Origin of the sequence: Nonomuraea sp. NPDC048826 (genome assembly GCF_043198225.1) — a bacterium.
Classification (GTDB): Bacteria; Actinomycetota; Actinomycetes; order Streptosporangiales; family Streptosporangiaceae; genus Nonomuraea.
In genome coordinates, this window is sequence record NZ_JBICUQ010000011.1 from 154,752 (window position 1) to 167,843 (window position 13,092).

The following is a 13,092-nucleotide window of genomic DNA, read 5'->3' on the forward strand; positions in this document are numbered from 1 at the left end:
CGCCGACTTCCAGGAACAGGCCAATCGTGCCCACGCTCGCCTGCGCGGTCGCGGCGAACGCGCGCACGCACAGCTCAAGGGCCGCCCATACTCCGCAAGCTCGCTGCTGCCCTCACAGGGCCGGGCAGCTCCGAGGTGACGGGGTCACGAAGCCGGATCCGGATCGAGGCGACGTCAGCGCGCCCTTTGTGTCGCGCGTGTCCGATGCGACAGGCGCCAACGCTTGCCCGAGATTAGGTGACACGACATACATGTCGTGTAATGTATTGGCATGACGAACGAACCGACTCTGGTCTTCATCCCCTGCTTCTCCGGCGCCCCATGGGACCTGGAGCAGTTCCCCCCGCTGGCCCACCGCCCGCGGCGTACCTTCAGGCTCCTCGAAGGCGTGGCCGACATGGAGGTCTACGCCGACGCCGCCGCGACCCATGTCGCGGATCTGGACAACTATGTGCTTGTCGGGGACTCCTTCGGAGCGAACATCGCGCTGGCGCTGGCCGTCCGCCAACCGGCCGGACTTCGCGCTCTGGTGATGTCGGGTGGCTTCGCGGCAAACCCTGTCTCCTCCCCGGTCTGGAAGAGCGCCATGCGGATCATGGGCAAGCTGCGCGGCGGCCCCTACCGGCAGCTGGTGCTGCGCGCGCACGCCCACCGGCTGGCCTCACCCCACGACCGTGAGGGCCAGATGCCCTGGAGCGAGGCCGACAGCCGCCGGCTGTTCCTGGACAACACCCCGGCAACGTCCTTCGGAGCACGCGTCACCGCGGCACTTGCCGCCGACTACACCGACCGTCTCGATAAGGTACGAGTGCCCACCCTGATCATCACGCCGTCACATGACGAGCTGATCGGCGAGCAGGCGGCGGAGATCATGCGTGCGGGAATCCCGGACTCCCGCGAGATCGTGCTGGACCGCACCGGGCACATGTTCCGCTTCACGCATCCCGAAACCTACGCCCGCGCGGTTGAGGCGTTCCTAGCCGAAACGGTCGACGATCGCGAGGTGGCCGGTGCGGCCCGCTGAGGAACTCAGATACCTGATCCTGGCCGCGCAGCGGGAAGGCAACCGACTGCTCGGCCAAGCCTTGCGGCCGCTCGGCATCACCCCCTCCCAGGCCGAGGTGATCCGCGTCCTACAGGAGCGTGGCCCTCTGACGCTCAACGGCCTTGGCGAACTGCTGGTTTGCGAGAGCGGCAACAGCCCGAGCAGGCTCGTCGATCGACTGGTCACCGTAGGCCTGGTCAGGCGTGACGTGGTGGCCCACGATCGCCGTCACGTCGACTTGTCGCTCACCGAGGAAGGGATCCATCTGGGACGGCACATCACCGAGATCGAGGAAGGGCTCTATCAGTCGATCGACGCCGCAGCCGAGGGCCGCGATCTTGAGCAGATCCTCGGCTTCCTGCGAGACTTCGTCGGCGACCTGCCCGCCGGTCAGGCTCTGGTCCGCCGCGCCCACCAGTAGGGCGTATCCAGCGATCTTCGGCGGGTTGGGTGTAGATCATCCGGACGCGGACGGGCGCCCCGTGGCGGGACCTGCCGCCCTGCTACGGGGCGTGGAAGACGGTCCGCAACCGGCATCGCCGCTGGTCACTGGATTGGGGGGGGCCGATAAAGATCACGAAAGGGTTTGGGACATACCTCCGCCATACCGCGTCTCCGTACGGTCTCACCTCGACGGAAATCAACGGAGGGAACCATATGAAGATCATGCGTAGCGCGGTCGTCGTCGGGCCCTCGGGGACCGTGGCCATGATGGGCGCGCCCGCGTCGGCGTCGGTGACCGCGTCCGCGCCGGCGGCGTCGGTGACCACGTCGGCAGCCAAGGCCCTCGTCGCGACCTGTTCGAAGGGGTCCTACAGGCTGAAGGTGACCGTCTCCTACATCAACACGACGTTTGGGCACCGCTTCAGCCGTGTCCACTGGACGGCCTCCGGAGGCCCCACCACGGTCAAGGTCAGTCCCGTCCAGGATCGGGGCGGCCTTCCGGACGCCGAGTTCCTGACGACCGTGATCACGGGCAACGCCGGCAGCAGGGCGATCTCGGCGACCCGGCCGATGGCGCATCGGGTCTTCGTGAAGCTGGCCGGTAGGAAGGGTGTCACGAGCTGCGTCGGGCAGAGCGGCGTCATCTGATCCGGACCGCTCGGCTCCCGCCGTCGCGAGACTTGTACTTCGCAGCTGTACGAGATCGAAAAGGCCACTTCCCGATCATGGGATGTGGCCTTCGACGTGTGGTGGAGCCTAGAGATTCGAACTCGACCACTACTGCTTGGTGCTTGCGTAGACTTTGATCTTGTCTACCTGAAAACTCGGACCGTGGTATTTCCGCCGATTTGAGTGTCATAGCTATAGCTGCCGAGAACAGTCGCGTACGCCTGGAAGACATCGCCTTCAACCACGTCACTGAGTTGGTCCTTGGAACCAGTGAATAGAGAGTTCTGGTCGTAGCTTGTGAGACCGTACTCTGGCTGCATTTTCTTCCCTCCTGAATTTGCACGGAAGATGTCGTTGCCCGTAGCGGCGTCGAACTGGGTGACTTCCCCGTAGATGATGAATTTCTCACCCTTGAACACGTCGGGGTTTTTTACGAGTTTGGCGAACCCGCGGGGCGAGAGAACCTTGTAGTCACCAGCCGTGAACTTTTTCTTGCTCGACGCCGTGGTCGGCTTCTCCGCTTCTTCTCCAGCTTTCTCGGCCGGTTCCGCATCCGTCCCCGTAGCGGCGATCGTGTCAGCGCTCTGCGGCGACTCGCCGACAAGGCCGACCAATGCCGCGCATCCGCCGAACAGCAGCAGCGCGGCGGCTCCGGTAGTGACAAGGATCAGCCCAGCATTGGACTTCCTCCGCGGGGGCGGGTAACCGTATCCGAGCGGCGGTTGGCCTTGAGGCTGCTGGAAGTGCGGCTGCCTCGGTTGAGTGTGCCACTGCCGTGGATCCTGGGGGCCCTGCTGGTACGCCATCGTCGGCACTCCGAAGTGAGTGATACGGGAACGTTCCCTAAGACGGGCAAACCAGCTAGAGAGATTACCAGCCCGCTCCAAAGAGATCCGATCGTTAACAAGCAATTTCCAAGATCTCTATTACTGGCTGCCGGACGAGCCGGTCTACTTCAAGGCCGGCTCGGAAACGTGGCTGGGGCCTACGGGCGACCCCATCATCGCAGCGGGCCGCACTTATCGAACCATTGATGGCATTCCAGAGACGCTATTGGCACGGCGATCAAGGCTTGAGCAGCAGAAGCGGCCGCCCCTGCCCAGTCGTGCAAGCGCCCGCCAACGATTGAACCGCTACCGTGTCCACGTGATCGTCGAGCAGCAGGTCTACTTCGTGATCCAGTCCGCCGAACTGGATCCCGGGCAGATCACCCAATACAGGGCGTCGAGCCGACTCGATCTGAGGCGAAGGAGTCACGACGCGGGAGGAAGAGTGGACGCCTGATACCGCCACGACACGGATGGATGCTCGACTCCGGCCTGGCGGACACCGCCTCACTCAACTCAGGCATGTGCTGGAGGATGTCAGGGTGAGCCGCAGTGCGGCCCGGTTGCTGTACTTCTCTGCCATACAGGAGCCTCCGCGTGGGCCCGGGAAGCGATCTCGCCCTCGCGCCCGCTCTCTCCCACCAGCCACGGCCCCTTTGGGCTTGACATTATCCAGTCGTGCTACTAGGTAGCACCGAATGGCACAACACTGTAGGCTTCAGACGTGAGCACTCCTGCGTCTGACCACTCCCATGAGATCTCTCAGCGCGACCTGCGCAATCGGTCAGCGGAGATCATGGATGGACTGGAACGTGGGGAGCGGTACGCCGTTACCCGTAATGGCCATCACATCGGTGATCTGGTCCCGCTCCGCCGCCGGCGCCGGGTCGTTTCGCGTGCCGAGTTCGCCGCCGTGTCGCGTGGCATGCCACGACTGGACGACCGTAAATATCGCGAGGACATGGACCGCCACGTCAACGACGATCTCTACGATCCTTACGATCGCGCATACGGCAGACGCGAATCCGCGGAGGACTAGGGATGACCCACGCCCTAGGGCTGCTCGACACCAACATCCTCATCCTGCGCGCCGGCATCGATGCCGACGAGCTCCCTGATGAGATGATGATCAGTGCCATCACCACCGCGGAGCTCTCGGTCGGAGTCTTGGTGGCGACAGGGCCGCAGGAACTCGCCCAGCGAATGAAGATCCTGCAGACCGCCGAAGCCGAATTCGATCCCCTCCCTTTCGACGACACCGCAGCCCGCGAGTACGGCCAGTTGTGGACGGCTGTCATCGCCTCAGGACGCAAACCACGCCCCCGCACTGCAGATCTGATGATTGCCTGTGTGGCGATCGCGAACCGGCTCCCCCTCTACACCTGCAACCCTAAGGATTTCAAGGGTCTGGAACACCTGATTACGGTAGTTCCGGTCACTCGCCCCCAGTGAATTCCACAGGCGCCTTGTGGCAGCTCTGCAAGATGGAAAGGCCACTTCCCGATCATGGGAAGTGGCCTTTTACCTGGGGTGGAGCCTAGGAGATTCGAACTCCTGACTTCCTGCTTGCAAAGCAGGCGCTCTGCCAGCTGAGCTAAGGCCCCTTCGAAGGTTGAAGATAGCTTACCGGGCCGACGCCGGTGTCCGCGCGCTTCCCAGGTCGCCGCTCAGGATCAGTTCGGGGAGTTCGTCGAGGGATCGCAGGATGTGGGTGGCGCCGCCTTGGGTGAGGCGTTCGCGGCTGTGGCCGCTGGTGGTGAGGATGCCGGCGACGATGGCGGCGCCGGCGCGGCGGCCGGCGAGGATGTGGCTCTCGGAGTCTCCGGCGACGGCAACCTGGCGGACGTCGGGGATGCCGAGGCGGAGGACGGCGTGCAGGACCATGTCGGGCCAGGGGCGGCCGCGGCCGCCCGCGTCTTCGGGGCTGATGGCCAGGTCGATCTTGTCGTGCCAGCCGAGGAGGCCGAGGACGCGGCCGAGCGTGGGGCGGCTGAAGCCGGTGACGAGGGCGAGCTTGATGTCGGAGCCGCGGAGCTTGTCGAGGACTTCGACGACGCCGGGGGCGGGGGTGAGGCCGGACCGTTCGAGTGCGCCTTCGTAGGCACGCTCGAAGGTCAGGTTGGCGGCCTGGGCCCGGGCTTCGTTCTCGGGGAAGATGCCGCGGAAGACGTCGATCTTGGGTTGCCCCCGGGACCGGTGCACGTGCACCATGGCACGTGCGTACGCTCCGGTCCCGGGGACTATGCCCTGGGTGGCGATCGCCTCGGCGAACGCGCGCTCGACTGTGGCGATGTCGCCGACCGTGGTGCCTGCCAGGTCCAGGCACACGAGCTTCACAGGGACGATGTCAGTCATCGCCTCGCCGGTCGGGTTAGTTCTCGCTACCGGTCGCCTCGGTCCAGAGATCGAGCTCTGCGCGGTCGGCCTGGCGCTTCCGCCAGATGAGCAGCCCCCCAAGGGCGACCAGCGCCAGAACAAGCAGCTTCTTCACTGTGTGACCCCACTTCTTCGACGGCCTCGCCCGCCGGGCGAGACCCAACGGAATGCTTTGCAGCCTAGCAAGGGATGGCTGCGGTCCCTGTCTTTGCGCGGACCAGATGTACGGATTGTTCAAGGAACACGCCGGCCTGAGGATTGACATACCCCCTAGTGGTATATATGGTCCTCGCATACCCCCTCCCGGTATGGCACCGCCAGGGCGGACGAATACCCTAGGGGGGTACGGTGTTAGACTCGATGGCAAGCACTCTGTACGAGCATACGAAGGAGCCGGCGATGACCACCTCCATCTACACCGTCAAGGGCATGACCTGCGGCCACTGCGTGAGCTCCGTCAAGGAGGAGGTCGGCGAGGTGTCCGGCGTGACCTCCGTCGACGTCGACCTCGCGAGCGGCCGGCTGACCGTGGTCAGCGAGGGCCCGGTCGACGAGGCCACGATCAGCGGCGCGGTCAAGGAAGCCGGATACGAGCTGGTGGGCTCGTCATGAACACGGTAGGCCGGTTGGGCCTCTACGGGGCCGGGCTCGCGGTCGTCTTCGCGGCCGCGCTGGGCGCCGGCAACGCGGTCGGCCAGGTCGGGCCCACCCCGGGCCCGACCGGCCAGGCCGCCGACCGGGCCGGGACGGCCGCGCCTCACGGCACCGACTCCCCTGAAGGCGCCGGTCACGGAGCCGACGCCAAGGCAAAGGGCGACCACGCGACAGACCAGGCGCAACCGACCAGCACCGCGGCCCACAAGGACGACCACGGCGATGACAGCGCACACTCAGGTGCTGCGGATACCCCCGGGGGGCTTCAAGTGTCCGAGAGCGGCTACACCTTCACCCGCGTCGACACCGACGACCCCGACGACCCCGACGACTTCCGCTTCACGATCGTGGGTCCCGACGGCAAGCCGGTGACCGCGTACGACGTCGAGCACGACAAGAAGCTCCACCTCATCGTCGCCTCCCGTGACCTGAACAGCTTCCAGCACCTGCACCCGAAGATGGCCGACGACGGCACCTGGCGCACCGAGCTGAAGCTCAAGGAGGCCGGCCCGTACCGCGCCTTCGCCGACTTCAAGCCCACCGGCGCCGACAAGCTGACGCTCGGCCTCGACCTGCAGACCCCGGGCGACTACCGTCCGCGCGAGCTGCCGCACGCCGCCGACGAGGCGGAGGTCGGCGACTACACTGTGAGCCTCGACGGGCGGCTGAAGCCCGGCGAGTCGAGCAAGCTGACGCTCCGGGTGAGCAAGGACGGCAAGCCGGTCACCGACCTGCAGCCCTACCTCGGCGCCTACGGCCACCTGGTGGCGCTCCGGGCAGGCGATCTCGCCTACCTGCACGTCCACCCCGAGGACACCGGCCGGGCGGGTCCGGAGATCACGTTCTACGCGGAGGTGCCGAGTGACGGCGCGTACCGCCTGTTCCTGGACTTCAAGCACGACGGCAAGGTCCGCACCGCGGCCTTCACGGCCGAGACCCAGCCGCACGGCCACTGAGACGCCGGAGAGGAGATAGGTGATGTCATCGCTCACCGACGACCGCGGGAGCGCGGTCGAGCTCTCGATCGGCGGCATGACCTGCGCTTCCTGCGCCAACCGGATCGAGCGCAAGCTCAACAAGCTCGACGGCGTGACGGCGACGGTCAACTACGCGACCGAGAAGGCCAAGGTCGTCTTCCCCGCCGACCTGGACCCGCACCTGCTGGTCCAGGAGGTGGAGAAGGCCGGCTACACGGCCGAACTGCCTCGCGAGCAGTCCGAGGACGAGGCGGGGCAGGAGCCGGAGAAGCCGGACAACAGCCTGCGCGACCGGTTGATCGTCGCGGTGGTGCTGAGCGTCCCGGTGGTGGCCATGGCCATGATCCCGGCCCTGCAGTTCCGCAACTGGCAGTGGGCCTCGCTGGCGCTGGCGGGGCCGGTGGTGGTGTACGCGGGCTGGCCGTTCCACAAGGCGGCCTGGACCAACCTGCGCCACGGCGCCGCCACCATGGACACGCTGATCTCGATGGGCACGCTCGCGGCGTTCGGCTGGTCGCTGTGGGCGCTGTTCTTCGGCACGGCCGGGATGCCGGGCATGACCCACCCGTTCGAGCTGACGATCCAGCGCACCGACGGCTCCGGCAACATCTATCTGGAGGCCGCGGCGGGGGTGACGGCGTTCATCCTGGCCGGGCGCTACTTCGAGACGCGGTCCAAGCGGCGGGCCGGGGCGGCGCTGCGCGCGCTGATGGAGCTGGGCGCCAAGGACGTGGAGCTGGTCGACGGCCGTCGCGTGCCGACCAGCGGGCTCGCGGCCGGCGACCGGTTCGTGGTCCGGCCGGGCGAGAAGATCGCCACGGACGGCGTGGTCGAGGAGGGCGTGTCGGCCGTCGACGCCTCGATGCTGACCGGTGAGTCGGTGCCGGTCGAGGTGCGGCCCGGCGACGCGGTGACGGGCGCGACGGTGAACGCGAGCGGCCGGCTGGTGGTCCGCGCCACCCGGGTCGGCGCCGACACCCAGCTCGCGCAGATGGCGAAGCTGGTGGAGGAGGCCCAGACGGGCAAGGCCGAGGTGCAGCGGCTCGCCGACCGCATCTCGGGCGTGTTCGTGCCGATCGTGATCGCGCTCGCGGTGGGGACGCTCGGGTTCTGGCTCGGTACGGGCAACGGCGCCGGCGCGGCGTTCACCGCGGCGGTGGCGGTGCTGATCATCGCCTGCCCGTGCGCGCTGGGTCTGGCGACGCCGACGGCGCTGCTGGTCGGCTCGGGCAGGGGCGCCCAGCTCGGCATCCTGATCAAGGGTCCCGAGGTGCTGGAGTCCACCCGCAAGGCGGACACGATCGTGCTCGACAAGACCGGCACGGTCACCGAGGGCCGGATGACGCTCGCCGAGGTCCACGTGGCCGAGGGCGAGGACGAGGCCGAGGTGCTGCGCCTGGCCGGGGCCCTGGAGCACGCCTCCGAGCACCCGATCGCGCAGGCCGTGGCCAGGGCCGCCGAGTCCGACGCGACGGTCGAGGACTTCGCGAACGTCGAGGGGCTCGGCGTGCAGGGCGTCGTCGACGGGCACGCGGTGCTGGTCGGCCGGCCCAGGCTGCTGGAGGAGTGGTCGCAGCACCTCCCGCCCGAGCTGGAGGAGGCCATGGAGCGGGCGCGGGCGGCGGGCCGCACCGCGGTCGCGGTCGGCTGGGACGGCCGGGCGCGCGCCGTGCTGGTGGTGTCCGACGTGGTGAAGCCCACCAGCGCCGAGGCGGTGGCCGAGCTGAAGCGGCTCGGGCTCACGCCGATCCTGCTCACCGGCGACGACGAGAAGGTGGCCCGCACGGTGGCGGCCGAGGTCGGCATCGACGAGGTGATCGCCGGGGTGCTGCCGGCGGAGAAGGTCGACGTGGTCAAGCGCCTGCAGGGCGAGGGCAAGGTCGTGGCGATGGTGGGCGACGGCGTCAACGACGCGGCCGCGCTCGCCCAGGCCGACCTGGGGCTGGCCATGGGCACGGGCACCGACGCGGCCATCGAGGCGTCCGACCTGACGCTGGTCCGCGGTGACCTGCGGGTGGCGGCCGACGCCCTGCGCCTGTCGCGCAGGACGCTCGCCACCATCAAGGGCAACCTGTTCTGGGCGTTCGCCTACAACGTGGCCGCGCTTCCGCTGGCCGCGATGGGGCTGCTCAACCCGATGATCGCGGGGGGCGCGATGGCGTTCTCCAGCGTGTTCGTGGTGAGCAACAGCCTGCGGCTGCGCGCGTTCAAGTGATCAGCCCTTGGCCGACTCGGGCGTCATGCGGGTGGCGACGCCCATCCGGTTCCAGGCGTTGATGGTGGCCACGGCCACCACCAGCGCCGCCAGCTCCGGCTCGGTGAAGCAGTCCGCCGCCTGCCGCCAGATCTCGTCGCTCACGTCGTGGGTGGACAGCCGGGTGGCGGCCTCGGTGAAGGCCAGGGCGGCGCGCTCCTGCTCGGTGAAGAACGGCGCCTCCTGCCAGACGGACACCGCGTGCAGGCGGGCGTCGCTCTCCCCCGCCGCCTTGGCGTCGGAGCTGTGCATGTCCACGCAGTAGACGCAGCCGTTGATCTGACTGGCCCGCAGCCGGACGAGTTCCAGCAGCGGCTTGGGCAGGGTGCTCTCTCGTACGAACCGGTCGAGGCCGGACATGGCCTTGTAGGCGTCGGCGGCGAGGGCGCCGAGATCCATGCGTTCGGTCATGACGGCAACGCTAAATCGCGACTTGTCCCAAGATAAGCTCCAATTCACTGCGAGTTGATTGGGCCAACGTGGACGTGCACGTCTCTCTCACCGGGCGCGGCGACCTGGCGGCGCAGATCTACCGTCAGCTCCTGGACGCCATCCTGGACGGCCGGCTCCGCTCCGGCGAGCGGCTCCCGCCGACCAGGGAGCTGGCCAGGCGCCTGGAGGTCTCCAGGAACACGGTCGCCGTCGCCTACGAACGCCTGGTCGCCGACGGGTTCCTGATCGGCCGCGCGGGCGCGGGCACGTTCGTCTCCGGGGAGCCGGTGCGCGGCCGCGCCGCGCCCGCGGGCGTGGTCCTGCCGAGGCCCGTGTGGTCCTCGCTGCCGGAGCCCCCGCCCCTGGACGGCCCGGTCCCGTACGACTTCCGCGCGGGCGTCCCCGACCCCCGGCTCTTCCCGATGGCGACCTGGCGCAGGCTCGTCACGGCGGAGCTGCGGGGCGCACTCGCCGCGTACGGCGACCCGTCGGGGCACGAGGGCCTGCGCGAGGCCATCGCCCGGCACATCGGCATCAGCCGCTCGGTACGGGCGAGCGCCGCGGACGTGCTCGTCACCAGCGGCGCCCAGCAGGCGCTCGACCTGGTCGGCCGGGTGCTGATCGAGCCGGGGGCGGGCGTGGCGGTCGAGGAGCCCGGCTACCCGCCGGCCAGGGACCTGTTCCGCTCGCTCGGCGCCCGCGTGATCGGCGTGCCGGTGGACGAGGAGGGCATCGACGTGGCGGCCATCCCGGACGGGGCGCGGCTGGTGTACGTGACGCCGTCGCACCAGTTCCCGCTGGGCACGCCGATGTCCCCGGCCCGCAGGGCGGCGCTGCTGGCCTGGGCGGAGCGGCGGCAGGCGGTGGTGATCGAGGACGACTACGACAGCGAGTTCCGGTTCGGCGACCGCCCGCTGGAGCCGCTGCAGAGCCTGGACCGGGCCGGCCGGGTCATCTACGTCGGCTCGTTCTCCAAGACGCTGCTGCCGATCCTCAGGCTCGGCTTCCTGGTCGCGCCGGCCTCGCTGGGGCCCGCGTTGCGCGCCGCCAAGCGGCTGGCGGACTGGCACGGCGAGCTGCCCACGCAGGCGGCGCTGGCCCGTTTCATCGACGAGGGCCTGCTGGCCAGGCACATCAGGAAGGCCACCCGGGTCTACGCGGCACGGCACGCGATGATCGCCGAGGCGCTGGCCGGGGACGACCGGCTGCTCCCCGTCCCGTCGTCCGCGGGCCTGCACCTGTGCGCGCGGCTCGCGCCGGGGCTGACGGTACGGGAGCGCGAAGGGCTGCGCGTCGAGCGGCTGGAAGCGTACTGCGGGCAGGCTCCGGCGCAGCCGGGACTGGTGATCGGCTACGGCATGATCCACGAGCAGGCCGTGCCCGCCGGGCTGCGCCTGCTGCGCGCGTCAATCGTGCCCGCGGCTCCAGAAGCGGCGCGAGCGGTCCTCTGACAGCTCCGGTTCGTCGGGCGGGGTGGGCTGCTGCACGATCACCACCGTCGTCTTGGCGTGGCGGGCGCAGTACATGCTGGTCGAGGGCAGGAACATGCGGCTGAACAGGCCGCGGCGGCTGCGTCCGAGCACCAGCAGGTCGCCTTCGCGGGCCAGGTCGACGAGGTGGTAGCCGGGGTCGCCGACCCTGGACACCATGACCGTGTGCAGGTCTTCGGGAAGCCCGCCCGCGACGTCCTCGAACACGCCCGCGATGAGCTCGTTGCAGCGGGCCTCCTCACCCGACCGGATGGCGTGCTGCACGGGCAGCGCCTCGGGGAACGGGTGCACCGGCGCCCTGCTGACATGAACCGCGACGAGAGCCATGCGGCGCAGCCTGGCGGTCCCGATGGCCCAGGCGAGTGCCCAGCGCGAGGCCGGGGTCTCGTCGATGCCCACGATGAGCCGCGCGCCGCCGGGCAGGTCCTGATCCACCACGCCCCTCCCTAGTCGAGGTACGTACCATAGTGCGCCTTTCGGCTAGTAACCGGGAGGTATGAGTTTCGGACCCTCACACCAGGGCGAGCAAGCCCTTGTGGAGGAATTCCCGGTCCTGTTCCGAAAGGCATGCGTACGGAGGCGCCGCGCGGCGGTTGGTGTCGGCCTCGATGCGCTCGCGCAGGCCGCCGGGCGCCAGCGCGACGACCTCCGCCGCGGTGAGACCGGCCGCCTGCCACGCCGCCGCGTGGGCGTCGGCGCGGGCGTAGCGTAGCGCCGCCAGCCGGTTGAACAGCAGCAGCCCCGCCGGTGACTCGTCGGGCTCGTAGGGCGGGGTCATCACGGCGAGCGCGGGGCCCGGCTCGGCCATGGCCTTGCCGAGCACCCGTCCGGCCAGCTCGGCGAGGGTCTCGACGTCGTGGTCGGGCCAGATCCGCGCGGCCGTGGCGGCGTGTGTCGCGTACAGCTCGCGCACGGTCTCCAGGCCGCGCTCCGTCAGCCGCAGTGTGTCGCCGTCGTCGGCCAGCTCGCCGCGCCGGACGTGCTCCCTCACGTCTTCCTCGCGGTCGGTCCCGTACCGGTGGACGGCGGCGAGGTCGCGTCTCGTGAGAGGGCGCAGGGGGAGGGTGTACCGCAGATCGTTCAACAATCCGAGTGCTTCGGGTCTGCGGGTGGCGGCGTGCAGGGTGACGTGGACCGCGTCGATGACCGGGGCGATCGCCGCCGCGTACGCGTACGGATCCGTGGGCGTCAGCATCCCGCGCCATTATGCCCCTCTCGCCCGGATCGGGGGCCGGGCCGGGAAAAGGACCAGGGGGTGACGTGTGGATCCCGGGGTCGGGCCGAGGAAAGGACCGGCGGTCTCGCCGAGATCCGGGGCCGCGCCGGACGAGGGACCGACGGGGTGGCGTGGGATCATGGCGGCATCGTGCCTTCCAGCCTGCCGTTCCGCCTCGTCCGCGCCGCGGTGTTCGCCGCGGTGTGTCTTGGCCTGGGCATGGTGGCGCACGTCTTCGGGGGCGGGAGCGTGCCGGGGCCGGCCATGGTGGCCGGGTTCTGCGTGGCCGCCGCGTGCGCCTATCCGGTGGCGGGGCGGGAGCGGGGCCAGGGGACGATCCTGGCGCTGCTGGGCGGGCTCCAGCTCGTGCTGCACGTGCTGTTCTCGCTCTCGCACGGCGGCTCCCCCGCCGAGGTGGTCGCGCACGTGGTGCACCCCGGATCCGGGCTGGTGCCCGGGCTGGGGATGCTCGTCGCCCACGGCTGGGCGGTCGGGCTGACCGCGCTCTGGCTGGCGCGCGGCGAGGCCGCGCTGTGGGGTCTGCTGCGCCGCCTGGCCGTACGGCTCGTCGCCGTGCTGGTGCCGGTGCCGGTGACGCCGTTCGCGGCGCCGCCCCACGCTGAGCCCCCTGTGCTGCGCTCGGCGATCCTCCGGCATGCCGTCAGCGGGCGCGGGCCGCCCGCGGTCATCGGAACCCGCTGACCTTTT

The 13,092-nt window shown here is 69.3% G+C and carries 17 protein-coding genes, 1 tRNA gene and 1 pseudogene; 12 read left to right on the top strand and 7 right to left on the bottom strand.

Going from position 1 to position 13,092, the window contains the following annotated elements; genetic code table 11:
- Nucleotides 1-271: 271 nt before the first annotated feature.
- The 4 genes and pseudogenes from ACGFI7_RS35490 to ACGFI7_RS35505 all read left to right on the top strand — a co-directional run bounded on the left by ACGFI7_RS35490 (nt 272) and on the right by ACGFI7_RS35505 (nt 2,137).
- Nucleotides 272-1,024, top strand: coding sequence for an alpha/beta fold hydrolase (locus ACGFI7_RS35490; protein ID WP_393412511.1), 753 nt, complete (start codon nt 272-274; stop codon nt 1,022-1,024).
- On the top strand, nt 1,011-1,466 hold the full coding sequence (locus ACGFI7_RS35495; protein ID WP_393412513.1) for a MarR family winged helix-turn-helix transcriptional regulator: 456 nt from the start codon (nt 1,011-1,013) through the stop codon (nt 1,464-1,466). Before ACGFI7_RS35490 ends, ACGFI7_RS35495 begins: the two co-directional genes overlap by 14 nt.
- Nucleotides 1,467-1,516: 50 nt before the next feature.
- Nucleotides 1,517-1,594: pseudogene (locus ACGFI7_RS35500) on the top strand (transposase); the annotation flags it as partial.
- 108 nt (nt 1,595-1,702) lie between these two features.
- Entirely contained in the window at nt 1,703-2,137 is a 435-nt protein-coding gene (locus ACGFI7_RS35505; protein WP_393412515.1) for a hypothetical protein, read from the top strand.
- Nucleotides 2,138-2,301: 164 nt separating this feature from the next.
- On the opposite strand, the gene ACGFI7_RS35510 is transcribed toward ACGFI7_RS35505, so the two are convergent.
- A complete protein-coding gene (locus ACGFI7_RS35510; protein WP_393412517.1) occupies nt 2,302-2,964 on the bottom strand; it encodes a hypothetical protein in 663 nt (220 codons plus the stop codon).
- A gap of 340 nt (nt 2,965-3,304) precedes the next feature.
- Here ACGFI7_RS35510 and ACGFI7_RS35515 point away from each other — a divergent pair, with 340 nt between their 5' ends.
- The 3 genes from ACGFI7_RS35515 to ACGFI7_RS35525 all read left to right on the top strand — a co-directional run bounded on the left by ACGFI7_RS35515 (nt 3,305) and on the right by ACGFI7_RS35525 (nt 4,437).
- On the top strand, nt 3,305-3,442 hold the full coding sequence (locus tag ACGFI7_RS35515; RefSeq protein ID WP_393412519.1) for a hypothetical protein: 138 nt from the start codon (nt 3,305-3,307) through the stop codon (nt 3,440-3,442).
- Between the two features lie 267 nt (nt 3,443-3,709).
- Nucleotides 3,710-4,024, top strand: a complete 315-nt coding sequence (locus ACGFI7_RS35520) for a type II toxin-antitoxin system Phd/YefM family antitoxin (RefSeq protein ID WP_393412521.1) — start codon at nt 3,710-3,712, stop codon at nt 4,022-4,024.
- Nucleotides 4,025-4,026: 2 nt separating this feature from the next.
- A complete protein-coding gene (locus ACGFI7_RS35525; protein ID WP_393412524.1) occupies nt 4,027-4,437 on the top strand; it encodes a type II toxin-antitoxin system VapC family toxin in 411 nt (136 codons plus the stop codon).
- 79 nt (nt 4,438-4,516) lie between these two features.
- Here the strand turns inward: ACGFI7_RS35525 and ACGFI7_RS35530 are convergent.
- The 3 genes from ACGFI7_RS35530 to ACGFI7_RS35540 form a co-directional block, all read right to left on the bottom strand.
- Nucleotides 4,517-4,589 (bottom strand) — tRNA-Ala (locus tag ACGFI7_RS35530).
- 19 nt (nt 4,590-4,608) lie between these two features.
- Nucleotides 4,609-5,340 carry an HAD family hydrolase gene (locus tag ACGFI7_RS35535; RefSeq protein ID WP_393412526.1) on the bottom strand — a complete coding sequence of 244 codons (732 nt, stop codon included), beginning with the start codon at nt 5,338-5,340 and terminating at the stop codon, nt 4,609-4,611.
- A 16-nt stretch (nt 5,341-5,356) separates the two neighbouring features.
- Nucleotides 5,357-5,476, bottom strand: a complete 120-nt coding sequence (locus ACGFI7_RS35540; protein ID WP_393412528.1) for a DLW-39 family protein — start codon at nt 5,474-5,476, stop codon at nt 5,357-5,359.
- A gap of 284 nt (nt 5,477-5,760) precedes the next feature.
- Between ACGFI7_RS35540 and ACGFI7_RS35545 the strand changes: the two genes are divergently transcribed.
- Genes ACGFI7_RS35545 through ACGFI7_RS35555 form a run of 3 tightly spaced genes read left to right on the top strand, consistent with a single transcriptional unit; the run spans nt 5,761 to nt 9,207 of the window.
- Nucleotides 5,761-5,973 carry a heavy-metal-associated domain-containing protein gene (locus ACGFI7_RS35545; RefSeq protein ID WP_393412530.1) on the top strand — a complete coding sequence of 71 codons (213 nt, stop codon included), beginning with the start codon at nt 5,761-5,763 and terminating at the stop codon, nt 5,971-5,973.
- Nucleotides 5,970-6,971 carry a hypothetical protein gene (locus ACGFI7_RS35550; protein ID WP_393412532.1) on the top strand — a complete coding sequence of 334 codons (1,002 nt, stop codon included), beginning with the start codon at nt 5,970-5,972 and terminating at the stop codon, nt 6,969-6,971. Before ACGFI7_RS35545 ends, ACGFI7_RS35550 begins: the two co-directional genes overlap by 4 nt.
- 22 nt (nt 6,972-6,993) lie before the next feature.
- Nucleotides 6,994-9,207 carry a heavy metal translocating P-type ATPase gene (locus ACGFI7_RS35555; RefSeq protein ID WP_393412534.1) on the top strand — a complete coding sequence of 738 codons (2,214 nt, stop codon included), beginning with the start codon at nt 6,994-6,996 and terminating at the stop codon, nt 9,205-9,207.
- Here ACGFI7_RS35555 and ACGFI7_RS35560 read toward each other — a convergent pair whose 3' ends face one another.
- Nucleotides 9,208-9,657 carry a carboxymuconolactone decarboxylase family protein gene (locus ACGFI7_RS35560; RefSeq protein ID WP_393412536.1) on the bottom strand — a complete coding sequence of 150 codons (450 nt, stop codon included), beginning with the start codon at nt 9,655-9,657 and terminating at the stop codon, nt 9,208-9,210.
- A 68-nt stretch (nt 9,658-9,725) separates the two neighbouring features.
- Between ACGFI7_RS35560 and ACGFI7_RS35565 the strand changes: the two genes are divergently transcribed.
- Nucleotides 9,726-11,129, top strand: coding sequence for a PLP-dependent aminotransferase family protein (locus ACGFI7_RS35565; protein WP_393412538.1), 1,404 nt, complete (start codon nt 9,726-9,728; stop codon nt 11,127-11,129).
- Here the strand turns inward: ACGFI7_RS35565 and ACGFI7_RS35570 are convergent.
- Together ACGFI7_RS35570 and ACGFI7_RS35575 are read right to left on the bottom strand one after the other, a co-directional pair.
- Entirely contained in the window at nt 11,085-11,606 is a 522-nt protein-coding gene (locus tag ACGFI7_RS35570; RefSeq protein ID WP_393412540.1) for a universal stress protein, read from the bottom strand. The genes ACGFI7_RS35565 and ACGFI7_RS35570 overlap by 45 nt on opposite strands.
- Nucleotides 11,607-11,679: 73 nt before the next feature.
- Nucleotides 11,680-12,363, bottom strand: coding sequence for a hypothetical protein (locus ACGFI7_RS35575; protein ID WP_393412542.1), 684 nt, complete (start codon nt 12,361-12,363; stop codon nt 11,680-11,682).
- Nucleotides 12,364-12,510: 147 nt separating this feature from the next.
- Between ACGFI7_RS35575 and ACGFI7_RS35580 the strand changes: the two genes are divergently transcribed.
- Complete coding sequence (locus ACGFI7_RS35580; RefSeq protein ID WP_393412544.1) at nt 12,511-13,086, top strand: MFS transporter; 576 nt, start codon at nt 12,511-12,513, stop codon at nt 13,084-13,086.
- Nucleotides 13,087-13,092: the final 6 nt, after the last annotated feature.

Coding starts and splice junctions, on each gene's coding strand:
- ACGFI7_RS35490 (WP_393412511.1), top strand. CDS start 272: ATGACGAACGAACCGACTCTGGTCTTCATCCCCTGCTTCTCCGGCGCC.
- ACGFI7_RS35505 (WP_393412515.1), top strand. CDS start 1,703: ATGAAGATCATGCGTAGCGCGGTCGTCGTCGGGCCCTCGGGGACCGTG.
- ACGFI7_RS35510 (WP_393412517.1), bottom strand. CDS start 2,964: ATGGCGTACCAGCAGGGCCCCCAGGATCCACGGCAGTGGCACACTCAA.
- ACGFI7_RS35525 (WP_393412524.1), top strand. CDS start 4,027: ATGACCCACGCCCTAGGGCTGCTCGACACCAACATCCTCATCCTGCGC.
- ACGFI7_RS35535 (WP_393412526.1), bottom strand. CDS start 5,340: ATGACTGACATCGTCCCTGTGAAGCTCGTGTGCCTGGACCTGGCAGGC.
- ACGFI7_RS35545 (WP_393412530.1), top strand. CDS start 5,761: ATGACCACCTCCATCTACACCGTCAAGGGCATGACCTGCGGCCACTGC.
- ACGFI7_RS35550 (WP_393412532.1), top strand. CDS start 5,970: ATGAACACGGTAGGCCGGTTGGGCCTCTACGGGGCCGGGCTCGCGGTC.
- ACGFI7_RS35555 (WP_393412534.1), top strand. CDS start 6,994: ATGTCATCGCTCACCGACGACCGCGGGAGCGCGGTCGAGCTCTCGATC.
- ACGFI7_RS35560 (WP_393412536.1), bottom strand. CDS start 9,657: ATGACCGAACGCATGGATCTCGGCGCCCTCGCCGCCGACGCCTACAAG.
- ACGFI7_RS35575 (WP_393412542.1), bottom strand. CDS start 12,363: ATGCTGACGCCCACGGATCCGTACGCGTACGCGGCGGCGATCGCCCCG.